At 40.0% G+C, this 18,318-nt stretch carries 17 protein-coding genes and 1 pseudogene; 9 read left to right on the forward strand and 9 right to left on the reverse strand.

The annotated features are described in order from the left end of the window. Window positions 1–137: 137 nt before the first annotated feature. Entirely contained in the window at window positions 138–1,040 is a 903-nt protein-coding gene (locus tag MSKOL_RS08150; protein ID WP_048155103.1) for a pantoate kinase, read from the reverse strand. A 120-nt stretch (window positions 1,041–1,160) separates the two neighbouring features. Continuing rightward, window positions 1,161–2,420, reverse strand: a complete 1,260-nt coding sequence (gene coaBC / locus MSKOL_RS08155; RefSeq protein WP_048155106.1) for a bifunctional phosphopantothenoylcysteine decarboxylase/phosphopantothenate--cysteine ligase CoaBC — start codon at window positions 2,418–2,420, stop codon at window positions 1,161–1,163. Between the two features lie 461 nt (window positions 2,421–2,881). On the opposite strand from coaBC, the gene MSKOL_RS08160 reads away from it, so the two are divergent. After that, window positions 2,882–3,778 (forward strand): Vms1/Ankzf1 family peptidyl-tRNA hydrolase, encoded by an 897-nt coding sequence (locus MSKOL_RS08160; protein ID WP_048155109.1) that lies wholly within the window; start codon window positions 2,882–2,884, stop codon window positions 3,776–3,778. 333 nt (window positions 3,779–4,111) lie between these two features. Here the strand turns inward: MSKOL_RS08160 and MSKOL_RS20025 are convergent, their stop codons facing one another. From MSKOL_RS20025 to MSKOL_RS08170, 3 genes are read right to left on the reverse strand one after another with little or no spacing between them, the layout of a single operon-like run. Continuing rightward, window positions 4,112–4,318, reverse strand: a complete 207-nt coding sequence (locus MSKOL_RS20025; protein ID WP_156151010.1) for a hypothetical protein — start codon at window positions 4,316–4,318, stop codon at window positions 4,112–4,114. A gap of 23 nt (window positions 4,319–4,341) precedes the next feature. Continuing rightward, the gene (locus MSKOL_RS08165) at window positions 4,342–5,193 is read right to left on the reverse strand and encodes a 2-oxoacid:ferredoxin oxidoreductase subunit beta (RefSeq protein ID WP_048120182.1); all 852 of its coding nucleotides are present in this window, start codon (window positions 5,191–5,193) and stop codon (window positions 4,342–4,344) included. Next, window positions 5,180–6,904 carry a 2-oxoacid:acceptor oxidoreductase subunit alpha gene (locus tag MSKOL_RS08170; RefSeq protein ID WP_231592545.1) on the reverse strand — a complete coding sequence of 575 codons (1,725 nt, stop codon included), beginning with the start codon at window positions 6,902–6,904 and terminating at the stop codon, window positions 5,180–5,182. Before MSKOL_RS08170 ends, MSKOL_RS08165 begins: the two co-directional genes overlap by 14 nt. A gap of 467 nt (window positions 6,905–7,371) precedes the next feature. Between MSKOL_RS08170 and MSKOL_RS20030 the strand changes: the two are divergent. Next, window positions 7,372–7,599, forward strand: a pseudogene (locus MSKOL_RS20030) (IS5/IS1182 family transposase); the annotation flags it as partial. A gap of 123 nt (window positions 7,600–7,722) precedes the next feature. Here MSKOL_RS20030 and MSKOL_RS08175 read toward each other — a convergent pair. Then, the gene (locus MSKOL_RS08175) at window positions 7,723–8,538 is read right to left on the reverse strand and encodes a nitroreductase family protein (protein WP_048155117.1); all 816 of its coding nucleotides are present in this window, start codon (window positions 8,536–8,538) and stop codon (window positions 7,723–7,725) included. 147 nt (window positions 8,539–8,685) lie between these two features. Continuing rightward, window positions 8,686–9,576 carry an MBL fold metallo-hydrolase gene (locus MSKOL_RS08180; protein WP_048155120.1) on the reverse strand — a complete coding sequence of 297 codons (891 nt, stop codon included), beginning with the start codon at window positions 9,574–9,576 and terminating at the stop codon, window positions 8,686–8,688. 119 nt (window positions 9,577–9,695) lie between these two features. Between MSKOL_RS08180 and MSKOL_RS08185 the strand changes: the two genes are divergently transcribed. The 6 genes from MSKOL_RS08185 (at window position 9,696) to MSKOL_RS08215 (ending at window position 15,875) form a co-directional block, all read left to right on the forward strand. Beyond that, a complete protein-coding gene (locus tag MSKOL_RS08185) occupies window positions 9,696–10,088 on the forward strand; it encodes a helix-turn-helix domain-containing protein (RefSeq protein WP_048155123.1) in 393 nt (130 codons plus the stop codon). Between the two features lie 606 nt (window positions 10,089–10,694). Further along, window positions 10,695–11,339, forward strand: a complete 645-nt coding sequence (locus MSKOL_RS08190) for a YggS family pyridoxal phosphate-dependent enzyme (RefSeq protein ID WP_048155126.1) — start codon at window positions 10,695–10,697, stop codon at window positions 11,337–11,339. A 597-nt stretch (window positions 11,340–11,936) separates the two neighbouring features. Beyond that, window positions 11,937–12,152 carry a type II toxin-antitoxin system HicB family antitoxin gene (locus MSKOL_RS08195; RefSeq protein ID WP_048120192.1) on the forward strand — a complete coding sequence of 72 codons (216 nt, stop codon included), beginning with the start codon at window positions 11,937–11,939 and terminating at the stop codon, window positions 12,150–12,152. Further along, window positions 12,145–12,372, forward strand: coding sequence for a type II toxin-antitoxin system HicA family toxin (locus MSKOL_RS08200; protein ID WP_048120194.1), 228 nt, complete (start codon window positions 12,145–12,147; stop codon window positions 12,370–12,372). Before MSKOL_RS08195 ends, MSKOL_RS08200 begins: the two co-directional genes overlap by 8 nt. 677 nt (window positions 12,373–13,049) lie before the next feature. After that, window positions 13,050–14,531 (forward strand): tetratricopeptide repeat protein, encoded by a 1,482-nt coding sequence (locus MSKOL_RS08210; RefSeq protein WP_082091072.1) that lies wholly within the window; start codon window positions 13,050–13,052, stop codon window positions 14,529–14,531. A gap of 972 nt (window positions 14,532–15,503) precedes the next feature. Then, complete coding sequence (locus tag MSKOL_RS08215) at window positions 15,504–15,875, forward strand: PRC-barrel domain-containing protein (RefSeq protein ID WP_048120200.1); 372 nt, start codon at window positions 15,504–15,506, stop codon at window positions 15,873–15,875. Between the two features lie 293 nt (window positions 15,876–16,168). Here MSKOL_RS08215 and MSKOL_RS08220 read toward each other — a convergent pair whose 3' ends face one another. Next, the gene (locus MSKOL_RS08220; protein WP_048155130.1) at window positions 16,169–16,723 is read right to left on the reverse strand and encodes a hypothetical protein; all 555 of its coding nucleotides are present in this window, start codon (window positions 16,721–16,723) and stop codon (window positions 16,169–16,171) included. A 251-nt stretch (window positions 16,724–16,974) separates the two neighbouring features. On the opposite strand from MSKOL_RS08220, the gene MSKOL_RS20710 reads away from it, so the two are divergent. Next, window positions 16,975–17,124, forward strand: a complete 150-nt coding sequence (locus MSKOL_RS20710; RefSeq protein ID WP_197078857.1) for a hypothetical protein — start codon at window positions 16,975–16,977, stop codon at window positions 17,122–17,124. A 482-nt stretch (window positions 17,125–17,606) separates the two neighbouring features. Here the strand turns inward: MSKOL_RS20710 and MSKOL_RS21020 are convergent, their stop codons facing one another. Further along, on the reverse strand, window positions 17,607–17,966 hold the full coding sequence (locus MSKOL_RS21020; RefSeq protein WP_048155132.1) for a hypothetical protein: 360 nt from the start codon (window positions 17,964–17,966) through the stop codon (window positions 17,607–17,609). Window positions 17,967–18,318 lie beyond the last annotated feature (352 nt).

An 18,318-nucleotide genomic window follows, 5' to 3' on the forward strand; every position in this document is an offset into this window, starting at 1 on the left:
ATTATATATTACTATTTGATCCCAACTTTCGACCTTTACTTCATTTTAACTCTCTTTAAGTTATAAGGAAATTAATTACGCAGCAATTTTCTGCAAGTATTTTTTATTTTCCTGGCCCATTAAAAATATGTTCTGACTCATTCGTTCATCAGCTTCGGCACACAGGTGCTTATGCCGTATTCCAGCACCACCCCGAATTCCTGGAGGGCTTCGTAGAGACGGAACTGTTCGGAGTAAGGGGCAATTGCGAAAACCGTATCCCCAAGCATTGCCTGGGAAGCTAACCCACCATTTGCGTTTGCAGCTTCGATCACATCTTTTGCCTTGCTGCTCATAAGGTCTGCTTTACTGGCAAATGCTTTTGACTGCTGCATGAAGTTCTCAAGAGTGGGCTTTTTAAGCAGCTCGGACATAGCTTCTTTTCCCGCGCTGTTAATTCTTGAGGCTGCAGCTTCATCTCTCAGGACCGAACCGGTAGAGATCTCGCCAAGTACAATACAAAAAACCCTGGCTTCGGAAGTCGGAATTCTGTCTACAAGCCCAAATTCGGGTCCACCCGGCTGCAGTCTGATCACGACTCCACCGCTTGACTGGGCAGCAATATCACCAAGTCCGCTGCAATTGATGACCTCAGCCACATGGGCATATTCAGTCAGACTTTTTACGGTCTGATCAAGGGAAAGTGCATTATTCAGGGCATAGGCTGTCCCGAGAGCTCCTGCACCTGAAGCTCCAAATCCGCATCCGGTTGGGATTTCTGACCAGCTCCTTATTCTTACAGGCAGTTCCGTCATCATCTCTGCGACAGTCCGAGTAGTTCTGCCTTCAACTCTCTTTCCATTAAGGAAAATTTCGGTTTTTTCCACAGATCTCCCGATCTTTACTTCGGTGGTTACGCCTCCATTCAGGACGATTCCGCAGCCTGTAGAACCCTTACGATGAGGGTTTTCATGCTCGTGGATCTGGAAAAAACCTGTGATGTGTCCCGGAGCATAGGCTTTTGCCTGAATGTCTGCTCCTTCACTCTCATATGTATACATAGAAAACGCCTTTTTGCCACTTAAATCATTTTTTCAAAGTTCGTTCGTGTTTTGCAGGATACTTTGCAAAATGCTTTCGGATTTTTGTGAAATACTCTGGGATACTTTGCAGCAGATTTTTTACTTTAACAGATCGACTACCTCTTCAAGGATAAAGGCTGCAAGTTTGCGTTTGTTCCCACTTACGTGCCCTGGTTCGTTTTTTTCCCGTCCAAGCAGGTACAGTTCATTCTCTTCAGTACCCATTCCGCCTTTTGCGACGTCGTTTGCTGCAATCAGGTCCAGTTTTGAAGTTTTAAGGGCTGAAGCTGCCCTTCTAAGGAGTTCGTCTTTTTCAATTCCGGTCTCAGCTTTGAAACCTATAATCACGAGGTCAGGATACCTTTGACGGCATTCTTTAATCAATTTGCGGGTGGGATTCAGTTTCAAGGTAAGTTCTCCTCCCGATTTTATCTTTTCGGGAGAAGGATTAACTGTATAATCTGCAATTGCTGCTGAACTGATAAGGACATCGTACCCTTTTTCAAGTTCCGAGAGGACAGCATCAGTCATGTCGGCGGCGCTTTCTGCAAAAATTTCCCTGATCCCTGCAAACCCAAGTTTGTCCCTATGGACCAGGGTGACATCGGCTCCATTGCGATAAGCTTCAAGAGCAAGTTCCCTGCCAGTTTTACCCGAAGCCCGGTTTGTGAGAATTCTGATGGGGTCCAGGCTTTCGGCAGTAGAACCGCTTGTGATAATTATCTTTCGGTTTTCGAGGGTTTTATTTCCGAGAGCTCTTTCTACCTCGAGCACGATTTCCTCATTTGCCGCAATTTTTGCGATTCCTTCTTCAAGTCTGGGGCCTACAATAGAGATTCCCCAGCTTTTCAATTTTACCAGATTCTCAGCTACAGCAGGGTGCCTGAACATTGATTCGTGCATTGCAGGAACAACCATCACAGGCACACCCGAGCCAAGGGCAGTTGTTGCAAACGAGGTAACAGGGGTATCATCTATCCCGTATGCGATTTTCCCTATGGTGTTTGCGGTTGCAGGAGCTATAAGGAGAAGGTCGGCCCTGCCTTTAAGCCCGCAGAACTCCACATGCTCAACCCTGCCTCCAAGTTCGGTAATTGCTGGATTTCCGGTAGCATAGTGCAGGGCGTCAGGGTGCAGGATATGTGTAGCAGCCTCTGTCATAACAGCATGGACCTCAGCCCCGTTTCTGATTAGCTCTCTTGCAAGTTCAACTACCCTGACTGCTCCAATGCTTCCCGTAACGCCAAGAACTATGGTTTTTCCGGCAAGGAAAGAGCTCTTTTGCCCCTGGATCCAGAGTGTGGGATGGAACTTTTCGGCTCTGGACCTGGTGGCCTTTTGCTTATCTTCTTTATCCATTTCATCTACTCTATCCGGTCCCTTTGACCGGGGCTTTCCTGTTTAGGGTCCTTCTGCCTGTCCGGGTTTAAAAGTCTTTTAATAATGTTTCATTCAGGCAGTGGAGTGATCTATAAGGTTAATATCTGGGAAACAATTTTTTAAATCAGCCTGCTTTTCAGAAAATGATCCTGAAAACAAAGTGACATTCAATACGATATTATTAAAACTTTCGAAATAATAAGGATTAAAATTAATTAATAAATAAACTTTATAGAGAGTTATTATTTTATTAATCCGATATCCAAGTCAAAAATAACAGAATGTGAGGGAGACAAATCAGCGACAAAAACACAAAAAAAGAAGCCTCTGAAGTTCCAAAAAAAGGTTTAAGCACATTTTTAGGGAAGATTTCAGGGAAGGAGCAGCTCGAACTTGAGATAGAGAGTCTCAACTCACAGATTGTTAAACTGGAACTTGATTTGCAGAGTGCAAAAAACCAGCTTGAAAAGAAAGATATTCTTGCAAGGCAGGCAGTTTCGGACAGGCAGGAAGCTGAGGCTCTTTTAAACCAGGAACGTATTCGCACCCGGACTATTTCTCACGAACTCGAAACAATCAGAGCTGAGTCCCAGAGTAAACTGAAATTTCGCGGAATTGAAACCCTGAGCCTGCAAGCTATTCAGGCTTACCTCTCCAAGCTCAAGTCCTTCCACGCCCCTGCAGACGACCTGCTGACCGCTTACCTGCCCTCAGGTACCCGACTCTCAGGTGTGATAAGTGAAAAAGTTCTTGAACGCGTGGAAGAGGAAAACCTTACCCTTCTTGACAGGCTTGAGACTGAGACCGGCCTTGTACTTTTTTATGATATTCACCGAATGATCTGCGAAGCTATAGCTCCTCCTTTTCCAGTTACTTCTTCCTCCTGGCAGCTTGGGGACAGTTTTGAGGTTTCTTTGCTTGAAGAGATCTTAAATAAGGACTACCGGATGCTTGTTCTTGTCCTGCACGCCGGCGAATCCTTCATAGGTTTTGCTCCCGATGCTCGGGTTTTCGATACCGAGGAGCTTATCCGCAGCAGCGTAAAAGAGAAGCACAGTAAAGGAGGCTTTAGCCAGCGCCGTTTCGAACGCCTCAGGGAAGAGGATATCGCACACCACATGGATAAGGTTATCGAGGCTCTTGATAGGGTTCTTGAAGAAAACAAGCTTATAGACTGCGTTATTCTAAGCGGAGATTTTCAGCTAATTGGGGAAATTCGAAAACGCCTTCCTTTCAATCTTGAGATAATTGAAAAGCCGTCTGACATCAGGGTCGAGAAATCAGACGGTGAAGAGATTCTCAGGACGGTCTTGAGCTCCAGAAGATATCTGCTTTGAATGTGAGGATATTTGCTATAGGATTTCAAGATAGATATGTTGTAAAGTTTCGATAAAACGCTAGAAAAAAGGAGAAGAAACTTCATCTTTAAGAAATTCTCTGTAATCAGGTTGTATCAAAACCATTTTGATTTCAGTAGAATACCCCGCCATGCGTCTTCGGTTAAGTGAAAATCATGATAAATTGCGTCAATTTCCATAACATTTGTCAAATATTTTAATAAAAAAGGTGGGTAAAAACTACTTTCATTTCTTTGTGCCTGTTATTCGAAGAATTTCATGTGTGGTTTGGTCAGATGTACACAGTTTTCTAAGAAAACTGTATACATAGTCTCAGCACTGATCATGCTCATGTCTGAGTCCTGACCATGCTCGTGTATCAGTCCTGACCGCGCATATGTCTCGATCCTTTATCGTGTTCACATACAAACTCCCAGGAAAAGAAGCGATTCTCTGAGTATTTGACTTTCCTTTATCGCCATTCTTTTCCTGGACTATTCCTGACTGGAACCGACATGAAGATATCCTTTTTCTAAACATGTCCCAAACAGGAAGCCGATTAATTAATAAAATTTTTCAATTTCGTGCTTTACGTCCTCAATAGAGAATTTTTGTCTGACAAGAGGCTCTTCCTGAATCGTCGGTATTCCTTCTTCAAGCGTCTCTCTTTCATTTTTATAGAAAATGCCGTTAGGAATCCTATCTCCCCATTCCAGAGACCTTTCGAACGCTTTTAAGCGGTTATGTGGGTCATATTCTTCTTCGAGTTTATACACCCTGTCCCGATACCACTTAAAAGTGTTTATCTTATTAAAGGTAACACAGGGCTGAAGGATATCAAGAAGAGCAAAACCTTTGTGTGATATAGCAGCCTTCATGAGCTCTTTCAGATAAGCCTTATCTCCTGCAAAACCTCTGGCTACGAAACTGCAGTCCTGAGATATTGCCAGAGCAAGTGGGTTCAACGGCTCTTCAAGGACACCATAAGGCTGGATTTTGGTGCGAGTTCCCTGAGCCGTGGTAGGAGAAGCCTGCCCTTTTGTCAGTCCGTAAATCTGGTTGTCGTGCACTAGCAGGGTAATATTCGGGTTGCGGCGAATTGTGTGAAGGAAATGGTTTCCGCCTTCTCCATAACAGTCCCCATCCCCTGCAACTGCTATTACGTGCAAAGAGTGATTGGCAAGTTTTGCAGCCGTAGCTACGGGCAGGGTCCTTCCATGCAGCCCATTAAATGTGTGGCACTTAGTATAATGGGGCAGTTTTCCAGACTGTCCTATCCCTGAAACCATAAGCACTTCCCAGGGCTCAATGCCAAGTTCTACAAGTGCCTCTTCGACAGTCGAAAGGATATTGAAATTTCCGCACCCTGGACACCAGGCAGGAACCTGGCCCTTATAATCTTCAGATGTAGGCATGCAATTCCTCCTTCAGATTTTCGATTGTAAAAGGCCTCCCATCATACCTGAGAATCTGGTGGGAAAATTCAAAACCTGTTTCTGCTCTCATTAGTTTTGCAAACTGTCCGGTAGCACTGTTTTCTATACAGATGGTAAGATCAGCATTCTCAAGAAGTTCAATATAATCAAACTTATCCCGCTCCGGAAGAGGATAGACCTGGCTAAAGTGCATCATCGCAACCTTGTGATCCTTAGAAATAGTATCTACCACCTCTTTTATAACACCATAAGTAGAACCACGCCCCACAAGCACGATTTTTGGAGAAGAGTCGCCATAAAGAAGTGGTGGGTCAATTTCTTTCTTTATAAGAGGCAGTTTCTTCAACAACCTTTTCTGGACCATTTTGATCCGGGTCTCGGAATCTTCTATGATATGTCCTTCCTCGTCATGTTCATCGCTATCCGCTACAACGAGGTGTTTTCCGGCTTCTCCGGGAACTGCAAGAAGAGAAATTCCTGTACTGGAATATTTAAAACGTTTATAAACCTCAACACCTTCAAGGTCTTTTTCTCTCAGCCGATAATCATTGTAAATTATATTCTCAAGGTCGAATTTTTCATAAGTCCATTCGGTATCCACAAGATACTGGTCTGACTGGATGAACACAGGGATCTGGTACTTTTCCGCAAGCTCGAAGGCCCTGTTAGTGAGGTAAAAAGCCTGTTTTGGGTCTCCAGGCTCAAAAATCACCCTTGGAAACTCTCCATGCGCTGCATAAAGGACAAAAAGCAAGTCTGCCTGTTCCGTGCGTGTAGGTAAACCTGTTGCAGGCCCTGGACGCTGCATTTCTGCAATAACGATAGGAGTTTCGGTCATTCCTGCAAGAGAAAGGCCTTCTACCATCAGGGCAAATCCTCCACCCGACGTTCCGGTCATTGCCCTTACGCCTGCAAAAGAAGCTCCTATCGCCATATTAATAGCTGAAATCTCGTCTTCAACCTGTTCAACGACCAGGTTGTACTCTTCTGCTCTGGAAGCCATATAGTTTAGAATCCCTGTTGAAGGCGTCATAGGGTAACCGGAATAAAACTTACAGCCCGACATAAGGGCGCCCATTCCGATTGCATTAACCCCGTCAATAAGCATGAGTTTTCTGTTTTCAGGTTCACGGATTTCGGGAGCTTCGCAACGGAGACAATTTTTACGAGCATAATTATACCCAGCTTCTGCGCAGGCTATATTTCCCTGGATTACTTCCTCCCCTTTTTTCTCGAAAGCTTTTCTTAGAACATTCCTGAGGGTTTCAAGCCCAATATCAAGAATCCCAAGCGCTGCTCCGGTAGCTACAGTATTTGCCATCACGCTTTTTTTTCCTACATCAAGGGCTATTTTTTTGAAAGGGATATCTATGAACTCGGGTTCTTCAAATTTCTTTTTGGTAATTTCGGAATCATAAAGAATAAATCCTTCATCCCGTACGCTTTTTCTATGAATTTCTATAGTGTCCAGGTCAAGAGCCAGGAGGATATCAACCATATCTCTTGAGGCAGAGATCTCCTTTTCAGAAAAGCGAATTTGATAAAAATTGTGCCCACCACGTACCCTGGACATATAGTCCTGGTGAGTAAATACGTGAAATCCTGTTTTGGAAAAGACCTGTGCAAGAGCTCCACCTATGGTCTGCAGCCCCTGTCCGGCCTCTCCTCCTACTCGAAGTGTGTACTCCAAATATTTTACCCCCAAATATTTTTTTATTTTTTAATTTTGGTTCGATTGTTCGAATAAGTTCAAGTCACTAATACGAACTCTAATACAAAACTTGTTTGAGCAGTTTCGTAATGATTGCAGCAAAACAGAGATTCTTTATCAACTTCCTTTTTTATGTTGTTATTAACCCTGTTTAACCGCCTTCTCTTTTCAGCTCCCTGAATAATAGTTATTATTCAGTATTAAATATTCTTGTAACTTGACTATTTTCGAAAAGAATACGCCTTTAAGGTAGTGTCAAAATTGACAGAAGGCTGTAGATATAATCAAGGTGAACGGTTGATTCCCTGGACAGTAGGTGAACGAGAGTTCCCTTACCAGCAGGAAAATATGAAGCCTATGTTCTTACAAAATCTGTCTGGATACTATGATATTATAGACCTATTGTAAATTTTCAACATGCATTACTGACTTTTCGGATAGGCTCTTTGATTGAAAATTGGGGGGACTTAAACCTATTAGGACTTAGACCTATTAGATCTCTCATAGAGGACGAGTTTTAATTAGACAAAAAAACGTGTAATACGGAGAATTTACACCAGTATACAATGATCTCTGTAAAAATATACTGCTCTCTGGCTGTATTTTTGATAGGGGCAGTTATAGTTTTCTTTATTAATGATAAAAAGGGATTAAAACGCTTGGCTGAGAGTTAAGAAAAAAAGCACCATATTCTGTGCTTTTATGTTCTTTTCTTTGCCACTAAATTTTAATTCCATATTTATGATTTTTTGCACCAGAACCCACAAAACAGCAAAGAGCCAATAACTTTGATATGGTTATCTCCATATAATATCCGCTTTTTTTCTACCGGGTATTTTTCTATGTTTATATTTTGGGTATCCAAAAAGCATTGGAAATTGCAAAACAAATCCTGCAGGAATACCAAGAGCTTCTTTTAATGGCTGATATTCTACTGCTGCCCTATGCAGTAGTCCTACCCAACAAGTTCCAAGACCAAAAGAAGGAGCAATAAGATCAAAGGTTGTCAGGGCTATAATGCTGTCAGTGTATCCAGAGGCATTTTCTGAATAAGCATAGACAAGTCCCGGAGAATTTCTACAAATGGGATCAAAGCCTGCATCAGCGAGAGCAACAAGAATAGGAAAATAACGCTTAAGAGGATGGTCTGCGTCTTTTTCTGCTATCATTCTCATCCAATCAATAGTAAGATCTGCAAACTTTTTAATCTCCGATGCATCAGTTACAACAAGCCACTTAACAGGTTGTCCATTCATGCCAGATGGAGCAAAGCGGACGGCTTCAAAAAGATCTCTGATTTTCTCTTTTTCAACGGGCTTATTTTTGAAAATCCTTATCGAACGTCTGCTTTGAATATATTTTTTAAGTTGTTCAGGGTTAATCTGCTCAATGCTAGCATTATCATCTTCAGGAGGGAATGACTGATAATTTACCATAATTGCATTCGTAGGGCAAACAGCTTCACAGTGCCCACAACGAGTGCAAAATGCCTCATATTCGGTGGGTAAGGACGGAGTCCCTTTTTCTCCAGGCATGATTATATTTACAGGACAAACCATAGAACAAATTCCACAAGCTGTACACTTTTCCACGTCAAACGAAATAAGGCTCATTTGCTAACCTCTTTTTACAAAAATACTCTTTATTTAGTTCTTTTTTCTGTTCGGTTGCGATCTCGGCACGTTTAAATATCAACTGCAATAGATCGCGACAAAGGAAACTTATCAAGTCCTGACAACGCAACAGAAACTCCTGCACTGTCAGCAAAACTGCCACACAAAGCGGCCTCCCTTACGGGTTACGCGCCCCGCTGAGGTCTCTGCAAAATGTGAACTGAAAAACAGGGCATGCCAGTCTGCAAGATAATCCAGCGCCCACCGCCGTGAAGCACAGGCTTGCGGTGCATCTTCACAGTACACCGAGTTCCATTCAGGGCGGTATACCTGGATGGGATGATGCATGACATCCCCACCAAAAAGAGCTTCTTTTCCGCCGGAAGTAAGGCAGACTGTCATCTGGCCAATGCTGTGCCCAGGTACCGGATATAAGGAGATTCCCTCAAGAAACTCCGTCCCATCCGGTTCAATGATTTCGGCCTGCCCTGCCTGGATCACCGGTAGGACGCTGTCTTCGTATACTATGAATTTGACGCGGTTATTCACCGGGTAGTTTTCCGGGTCGGAATAATGCATCTGCTCGGCCTTTGAGAAGACATACGTTGCATTGGGGAATGTCGGTTCCCATACACCATCAACAAGCTGCGTATTCCATCCAACGTGATCCACGTGAAGGTGTGTTAAGATAACATAATCCACCATTGCCGGAGTCACACCTGCGGCTTTGAGCCGTTCCAGGTAGGGGGATTTCAACCTGTTTAACCGGGGCATCCAGATACGTTCCTTGTCGTTTCCCGTCCCTGTGTCAATAAGAATCGTATGTTGCTTTGTCCGCAGCACCCACGTATGGATACTCTGGAAGACATGCATACGGGTCCTGTCCATGTTTCCGGGAACCAGCCATTTTTCATGCTCCTGAATGAATGAAGGCTCCCACTGGGGATACAGATATTCTGGAGTGTTTGAATCGAGAATAAGTTCAGGTACGCGGATAACTGTAGCCTCGCCCACGCGATATACGTGATTCGTGTCCATGATGCTTCTACCTTTTTGCCCGTCTTTTCCTGTCCGGGCCGCTTCAATGCAGGTAAAAGACCGTAAGTGCTGTAGTATTAAAAAATGAGCAGTTTGCAAAATCGTATATACTATTATAAATGATACTATTGCTTATGCAAAAATCTCCTCCTGTAGGAAAATGTCCGATCCAGATTTCGCTCTCCGTCATTGGCGGAAAGTGGAAGCCAATAATTCTCTGGTTTCTCAAAGACGGACCGGTCCGGTTCTCTGGGATCCAGAAGAAAATCCCCGGGATCACCCAGATGATGCTGACAAAACAGCTCCGCGAGCTGGTTGCCGATGGGATGATCGAAAGGACAGTCTATCCCGAGGTCCCGCCACGAGTCGAATATAGTATCACTGATGACGGCCGCTCGGTCTTTCCCGTTCTTATAGCGTTAAACGAGTGGGGAAACGAATACCAGAAGAGGAAATATGGAAGCTGGAACCAGAAGTGTGCAGAAACTTTTCGCGATGATATTAAAGAGTAAGATTAGGTCATGTCAAGTTGTCGGGAGTTAGATCAGGTCTATGTCGAAGATATCTCCTTTATCTCCGAAGACTTGACAGAACCGTTTTTGGTATTCTAATAAAAAGCCGAAAAAGGCCGCTCGGTGACAATAAAAATCAGAAGCATTTCACCGCGTAAGTAACCCTGGCCTGAAAGAGACCACCTTATGAATAGGATAAAATCGACATACTTATAATATTTTTGTAATGATGAAAGTTTAATAAGTGTAATTCTTATTTTATCTTTTAATTTATATAAAGAAAATGTTCTTTTCAAGCAGAATTTTCCACAAATGCCTGTATGTTTGTTTTCTCGATTGTTCTATGGTATATAAGAATAAACTGGTTTCCTCTGATGAACTCCATGGTAAATGCAAAAAGCTTAAGAAACAAAGAAGCAAGACTGAATGTACTATCTTAAGAAACGATTTAGCCATAGCTGATTTTTAGGTATACTTAGTTTAGTTTCATATGTAGTACCGACTCAAATTGCATTAGACGATTACTTCATACCAGAAATACTTATTATAAAAGAGACAAAATACTGAAAATCTCTGCATAGAATGATACCCGTAGAATGATAACATATGATAGAAGACAATGTAAAAGAACTTTTAAAAATGATACCATCTGATGTAACACTTGTCGCCGCAGTAAAATACGCGTCAAAAATACAAATAGACGAGGCCATAAAAGTAGGTGTTACAGACATCGGCTTCAATCATTATCAACAGATGAAAGATCTGGCCCCATCTCTTCCACCTGAGATCAAAACCCACTTCATTGGCACACTTCAGTTAAACAAGGCAAAAAAAGTAGTAAACCTGAATCCCTACGTGATAGAAAGTGTTGATTCGTACGAACTTGCAGAAAAGATAAACAACGCCGCAAAAGAAAAAAAAAGGGTCCAGAAAATCCTCATACAGGTGAAGACAGACGAAAAAAAACACACTGGATTAGATCCCGGTGACCTCTTAAAGCTTATAGACCAAATCTCAACCCTCGAATACTTAAGTTTTGAAGGCCTGATGACAATCCCGCCAAAAAACGAAGACCCCGAAGATTCAAGAAAATATTTCAAAGAATTAAAAGACCTGAAAGACAAAGCAGAGAAGCACTTAAAAAAACATCTTCAGTATCTCTCAATGGGAATGACAGACGATTATCAAATAGCAATAGAAGAAGGTGCAAGCATCGTCCGCGTCGGTAGAAAAATTTTCGATGTATTATGACAACGTAGAATCATTCTCATTTTCGAAAGTTTTGATAATAAAATAATCCTTTCCGGGCAGAGTTTTACACAAATGCCTATGTCTTTGTTTTCTCGAGTATTTCATGGTCTAAAAATATGCTTGTTTCCTTCTGTCAAGAGAATATCAAATGCAAAAATAATGCAAGAAACATATAGGTACTTTTCTCAGTGCCTATTCTTGATGATAAAAAAGATAGTTTTTAGGTGTAAGAGTCCTGCAGCGTCTTGTTGACTCTGATGGTATTGTCAAATTTCTTTTTTAAATTCATCTTAAAACTTCCCTCCACGCCCGCATGCTCAAGAGGTGAGCATATATCGGGTGAACAATGGGGAAAAAGCCACTGGCAAAAAAGAGGGGCAGAACCCAAAAACACAACCATGAAATAATACACAGATTTTATGGTAAAACCTACGCACAAAAACAAATTGAGTTTCAATCTCTCTAAAACTCAATGGTATAAAGCAAATTTTGAAAATTAAGCATATTACTCGATCAGACAGTTTTCTACGCTAATATAAATAGAATCGCAACAAATATTTTGAAGAAAAACATGTAAAAACTAGGCTTGGAGTGACCATGAGACAATTTCTCGTAGCTATAACAAAAGAAGATGACTTCTTTATTGCAAGATGTCCTGAACTCAATGTGACTTCTCAGGGTAAGACCCTTGAAGAAGCCGAAAAAAATATTAAAGAAGCTATAGAACTGTACATTGAGAGTTTCGGGACTGAAGATCTTCCGCAACAAGTTTCCAAACCTTATCTGACTCTTGTGGAAGTCGCCCATGTCTAAATTGCCAGTTGTATCCGGAAAAGAACTTGTAAATGCATTAGAGAAGGTTGGGTTTGTTGTTGTAAGGCAAAAAGGAAGCCATGTATCACTTCAAAAGATAACCAGTGAAGGAACTTACAGAACAGTTGTTCCTTTACATACAAAACTTGCTAAGGGGACACTTCTTGATATTCTTCATCAAACTGGATTAAGCAAAGAAGAATTGATAGATTTACTCTAAACGTCATAAATGGAGCAAAAGACAGTGCACTGGTTCCATAGTGCATCTAAAAAGATTGATTTTTTAAACTATTTTTCTTATTGGTTGATGGGTACTGTATGGTTTCAAATGATTGAAAATTTACTTGCTCAACCGTAGATGGAGAAATTCTTATCCCCCATAACTACACAAAATCTATTTTTCTGATAGGCTTTGAGTTGCCAAATTTCTTTTTTAAATTCATCTTAAAACTTCCCTCCACGCCCGCATGCTCAAGAAGTGAGCAAATATTAGAAGGTTGCTGGCAAGAAGCAAAGGCTGCCATAAAAAGTGTTTTATTAAGGGCTCTTCGCCGTTCTCTATGGATAAAAATGAAGAGAAATTGAATGCAAAAATACACCTGTAAGAGAGGCAGGAATTGTGGACTCAATATGGACTTTCAGAGGACTGTTGACATTCATGTGTTTTAAACATCAATCGAATAAAGATAGACCATTAATAATATAGTCCACTTCGAAAATCGGTAGATGAAAAGCAAGATAAATGTGTTTTTATCATTTGGAAGTCAGTCTGATAGAAACTATTGAATATAGAGACGTTCCAGAATATTAGAGTCGATGTACTAGATTTCCAGAAAGATGTTTATATTTTCAGATAAAGATATAATTATACTACTTTTTGTTCAGGAGGGGTAAAATATGACTGATTTTAAGAAAAACTTGGGAAAAGAAGAGATTTCTGACGAAAATACCTATATCAAAGCTAAAGACAAAGATCCAGAGGAAGAAATTAAAAAGGGAACAGGAAAAGAAATAGAAATCGAAACAAAAAATCACAGAACTCTATTTGAAAGGTACGAACAGCGCCTGAAAGATCTGGATCCGGAGCTTATCACCCCTGAAGATGAGATTGCTTTAAAGGAAGCTTTTATACATGCAAAGGAGATTTTTGAGCCAGAGGAGCTGGTAAGCTGGTTCACAGTTAAAGCCGAGCCTTTTTACAGGTCCGTATCCTGGAAAGTGCTCCTTCCCCTCTATGAAGAACTGCTTGGTATTGTGGAAAAAAATACTGGACCCGAAAGTCCGGAAACTGCTTCTGTACTGAATGGGCTTGCAGGAATCTACCGATATATGGAGAATTATGAAGAATCCCTCAAGTTTTTTTTAAGGGCCTTAAAAATTCGTGAAAATCTCCCAGACCAGCCCAGACCTGAAACCGGAAATACACTCAGTGAGCTTGGAATTCTTTATACTCTCATGAATCGGCGTGAAGAAGCTCTTTCGTTCTATACCCGGGCACTGGAGATCCAGAAAAAATTCCTTAACCCTAGAAATCTCGGTGCTGTCAGGACCCTGAACAGGACGGCTTTTTTTTATAAGGGGCTGGAAAAACCCGAGAAAGCTGAAGAATGCTTCATGCAGGCTCTCAAACTTCTTGAAAAGCTTCAGGAACAGGAACCGGACAACCGTGTGGTTATGGGATACAGAGCCGGGACCCTGAATAACATGGGTGTTCTGCTCTCGGAAATGGGCAAACTTGACGAAGCTGAAGACAGGTATGGGCAGGCTTTAAAGCTTCAGGAAAAGGTTTACGGTCCTGAACACCCGCAAGTGGCCCAGACTTTGAACAACCTTGCCCTGCTTTATTTCCAGACCACAAGGTATGAGAAAGCCTTGATCCTCTATACACAGTCCCTCGAAATTATGGAAAAACTCGGAAAAACCGAGCATACTGGCTTTGCTACAACCCTGAACAACCTGGCAGGTGTATACGTCCAGAAAGGCCGCAACGAAAAAGCCTTGGAACTCTATACAAGAGCTCTCGAAATCCGGGAACGTGTCCTTGGCCCTGACGACCCTGACGTTGCCAAGACTCTAAACAACATGGGCGAACTCTACAGGATTCTCGGACAGCACAAAAAAGCCCTTCCTCTATACACCCGCGCCCTCAAGATCTACGAAACGACCCTGGGCCCGACACATCCAGATGTCGGCACAACCCTGAACAATCTCGCAGGCCTCCACGAAAGCATGGGTGAATACGAAACCGCAATCAATATCTACGAAAAAGCCCTCGATATAATCGAAAAAGAGTACGGACCTGAACATCCTTATTTCAAAATCACACGGAATAATTTAATTGGCCTGTATGAGAAAATGGAGAGAAGCTGGCGGAAATAAAAAAACTTAATCATTTTATCTCGATTTGTAAGCTTCAATTTTTTAGACACGGAATTTCTTAAGGCTTCGTAAGTAACCGTCATAAAATTAATTAGGTAAATTATTCCTAAAGTTAATTTTTAATTGGCGACATTAATCTTGAAAATCAAGGTGTGCAATCAAAGTTTATGTATCGTTTATTCTGTGACAACTCCTGAAAAGGAGGAAATCGCCTGTTTTTGATAGTTGTTAATATGCAAATAACAGTCAATGAAATCATATACTAAATAATTTTATTAAGCTGAGCTACCAGGCTGTCCGACAATTACTGATAGTAATGCAAAATTTCTTCTTTTTTAATTTAAACTTTGCTTTCAAAGATGAGTGATTTTCCATTATCTTGTGGCTGTTGTATCCTGAAATAATTCCGCAGATCCAAAATCCGTTAATAGTTTAATGCCCAATACAACAGCAGGCGACGCAAAGAGTTAAACGTTGAGTAAGTACAATTCCATTTTGGTATTGTGGAATAATCATGTAAAATGAAACAAGTTCGAAATTGGAGTAAAATAGTGGGTCAACTGTATATGATATATGATTAAAATAAAAAATATTAAAAAAGCGAAATTATTTTGGGATGAAATAGTAAAACAGAATTATCTTTAGGCAATGAAAATCTTTGAATTTATATTTTTGTCATTCCTTAGCATTACAGCAGTTGCAAAAACACCTTCAAATTTGGGAGTAATTCATAGACGTTCTTTTGATCACCGGTTTAGTTACTGGAGGAAATGACCTCAAGTGCGTAAAGAATGTATATTATTAATGAACTATTAATATTAATGGGAAAACTCATGGGGGTAATCGAGAAAGGAAACTTACATACTTAAGTCTGGAATGGAGAACTGACAGGCGAAAAGAATGTAATGCTTCTCAGTACGTTTGAAATTAATAAAATACAATAAGTGAATAATACATTAGGAGCTGAAGTATATGGGAATAAATGAAGAACTGTACGTTGCAAAAAAAATGAATTTTGTACCGGCAACTAGAATAAAAGGATCTAAGGTCTTAACTATTAACGATGAAGAACTTGGAAAGATTGAAGAAGTCATGATTGATTCTGAAAGGGGAAGAATAGCATACGTAGTACTTGCTTGTGATTGTTTTATTGGTATGTCCTGTAAATTATTTGCCATTCCTTGGGAAGCTCTTAAAGCAAGTCGAGGTGATTATATCCTTGGAGTTGAGAAAGGAGCATTTAAAACGGCAGAAGATCTGGGTGACAACGTGTGGTCTTTAACTCATAATGATTTGACTAGCATATATGAAAAGTATAATGTTCCTCCTTACTGGAAAGTTTAAAAGCTCATTTTCGAGTAATGAGATGAAAATTGTTGTTTCCAATCCGATTTTCTTACAGAAGAATACAGGAAAGACTAGAGGTTCTCGAAAACCTTACTATTTTTGAGAATATGCCCTCTTTTATTGAATAATTTATTTCAGATAAATACCCCGTTGCCTTGCTGCGGGGTATTCGAACGAAAAAAATGAAAAACAAGTTACTTTTTTTAGGTGCAGATTCACACAGAAATCCTGAAAAGAGGGTCCTGAAGAACATCTTCTTTTATGTTACATCGAACCATCTTTGCCGTAAATTAGGAAAGATACCTGCGAGAATTGCGTATTATCAACAATACTATCACAATAAATCCGGTTGTAAGCACAACGGCTACAATACGATGCTGCGAAAAATGGTTAAAGAGGGATGTGAGTGCAAGTCCAATAAGAGTAACTGCAATTACATAGTAATTTTTTTGCCTTGAGATATCGAGATATAATCTCAAATTATTATTTACCAATTCATTATATTCCCTATATACTATCATGTTACCTCTTCTTACTAGCTTTCTGTGATGAAATATTGCCAGCACATTAATAATTGAGATTAAAAAAGACATAAATAAGCACAAGAAAGAAAAAAAGACATGATAAGAATGAAGAGCTTCACCGATATTAATGGTTAATCTGCTGATAAAAAAAGTAAGAGCCGTAATAGTGAAACCAAATGTTGTAATTGTCAGGGTTATCAGCGAATAAAATCTATCCAGAACTTTGCTTTGTTCATCGAATAGATCTTTTTCGATGTTTCTTTGCATGGTTTGAATTTCATTCTCTACTTTTTTATCCCCTAAGGTTTCACCGTCTACCATATCATGTCCCCACTCTCAATTTTTTGTCTCCTTTAGCTTGATTCGGTTAATACATCCTGAAAAGAGAATTCTGAAAGAGCATTTATCAAACAATGCGTCCTTCAATGCTGTTCATTTTCTGTTCGGTAAATCCTTTTGAAATCATATTTATAAATATTTATATATTTGTATTAATAAAAGAGGAGTTCCATGTAAGATTCTAATTCATAGAGACGAATTTTTGAAGTAATTATTGATAGGTAAATAAGAAGATGCATACTGAAAACAATAATATTCATGATTACCGCAAAAACGACGTCATAGACTATGATCATAAGCTAATTGTTTACAAATGCCTTGAATTAAAAGAAGGTACCGACGACAAAATCAGCTTAATTACAGCTAAATTACAGCTTAATTAAGAAGTTTTATGAGTTTGTTTGGGATGAAATTCATCATTCCAGAGACATAAGGGAAATGAGAGTCACTTGTAAGGCATCAGAGCTTCTGGAATCCGGTCATGGAATATGTTCTAAAGCTCATCTATTTGAAACCATGCATGTTCTAAAGCTCATATATTTGGAACCATGCATGTTCTAAAGCTCATATATTTGGAGCCATGCTGAGACATTTTGTGATGCCAGCTGGATATGGATGGGAATTACCTATTTAAAACTCTACTATCACAAGCTGACACCGAAGCTCGCTTGATTATCAGGAATCCAGGATTTCAGAGAAGCTTTAATCAGGGTTTAGAGCTTTTGAACTGAGATTCCAAATAATATTGTATACATCACTCAGAATTGGAAAAAGAAAACAGCACAACTGGCTAATGTAAACATTTAAACATCAGCCAGTTAGGATTTTTTTATTTAGATTCAACTTTCACTATGATTATACGTTTTTACTTCCAGTACCAGTAGCCAGGAATCCAGTATTTTTCAGAGGTATACCAGAGAGATTTGTGTTTGCTATCCTTGTTGTGCTTTACTTTTTTATATCCCCAATGACCTTTCATAAAGTATTTTTTCTTGCCATAATGGTTATCGTACTTGTTCTTACTATCGTACTTGTCCTTACTATCGTACTTGTCCTTACTATCGTACTTGTCCTTACTATCGTATTTGTCCTTACTATCGTACTTTTGCTTACCATCGTAATTGTTCTTAACATTATTCTGAGCCGCACTTACTGCTGCAACTGTCACTGACAGCACAAAACAGAGTGCCAGCAAAATACCCAGTATTTTTCTCATTTTCATCATTTACCTACCCCAAAATATTTGCTGTCCTTGTAGCCTTAGTTTGTAGCCTTAGTTTATTATCCAAATTATCTCGCTGACTATTCGCAGCTTGACAATTCCGATATACCCCGGTTAAAATATAAACATACTTATATATAAAAAAATATAAAAGTAAGCTAATTTATAAAATGAGTGTTTTAAAAGGATTAATTGAAAAAAGACAAGTTATAAAAAGTATTTATAAGAAGATAATGAGTTAAATCAGTTATTTACTAAAATAAAGGTTTTAAAAAGTTTATTTTACCTATGCCCACAAATAAGACATTAAGTCACGATACTACTCTTTTAAAGTTGTATATTTTAAAAAGAAAAC

The sequence above is a fragment of the Methanosarcina sp. Kolksee genome (genome assembly GCF_000969945.1).
GTDB lineage: Archaea > Halobacteriota > Methanosarcinia > Methanosarcinales > Methanosarcinaceae > Methanosarcina > Methanosarcina vacuolata.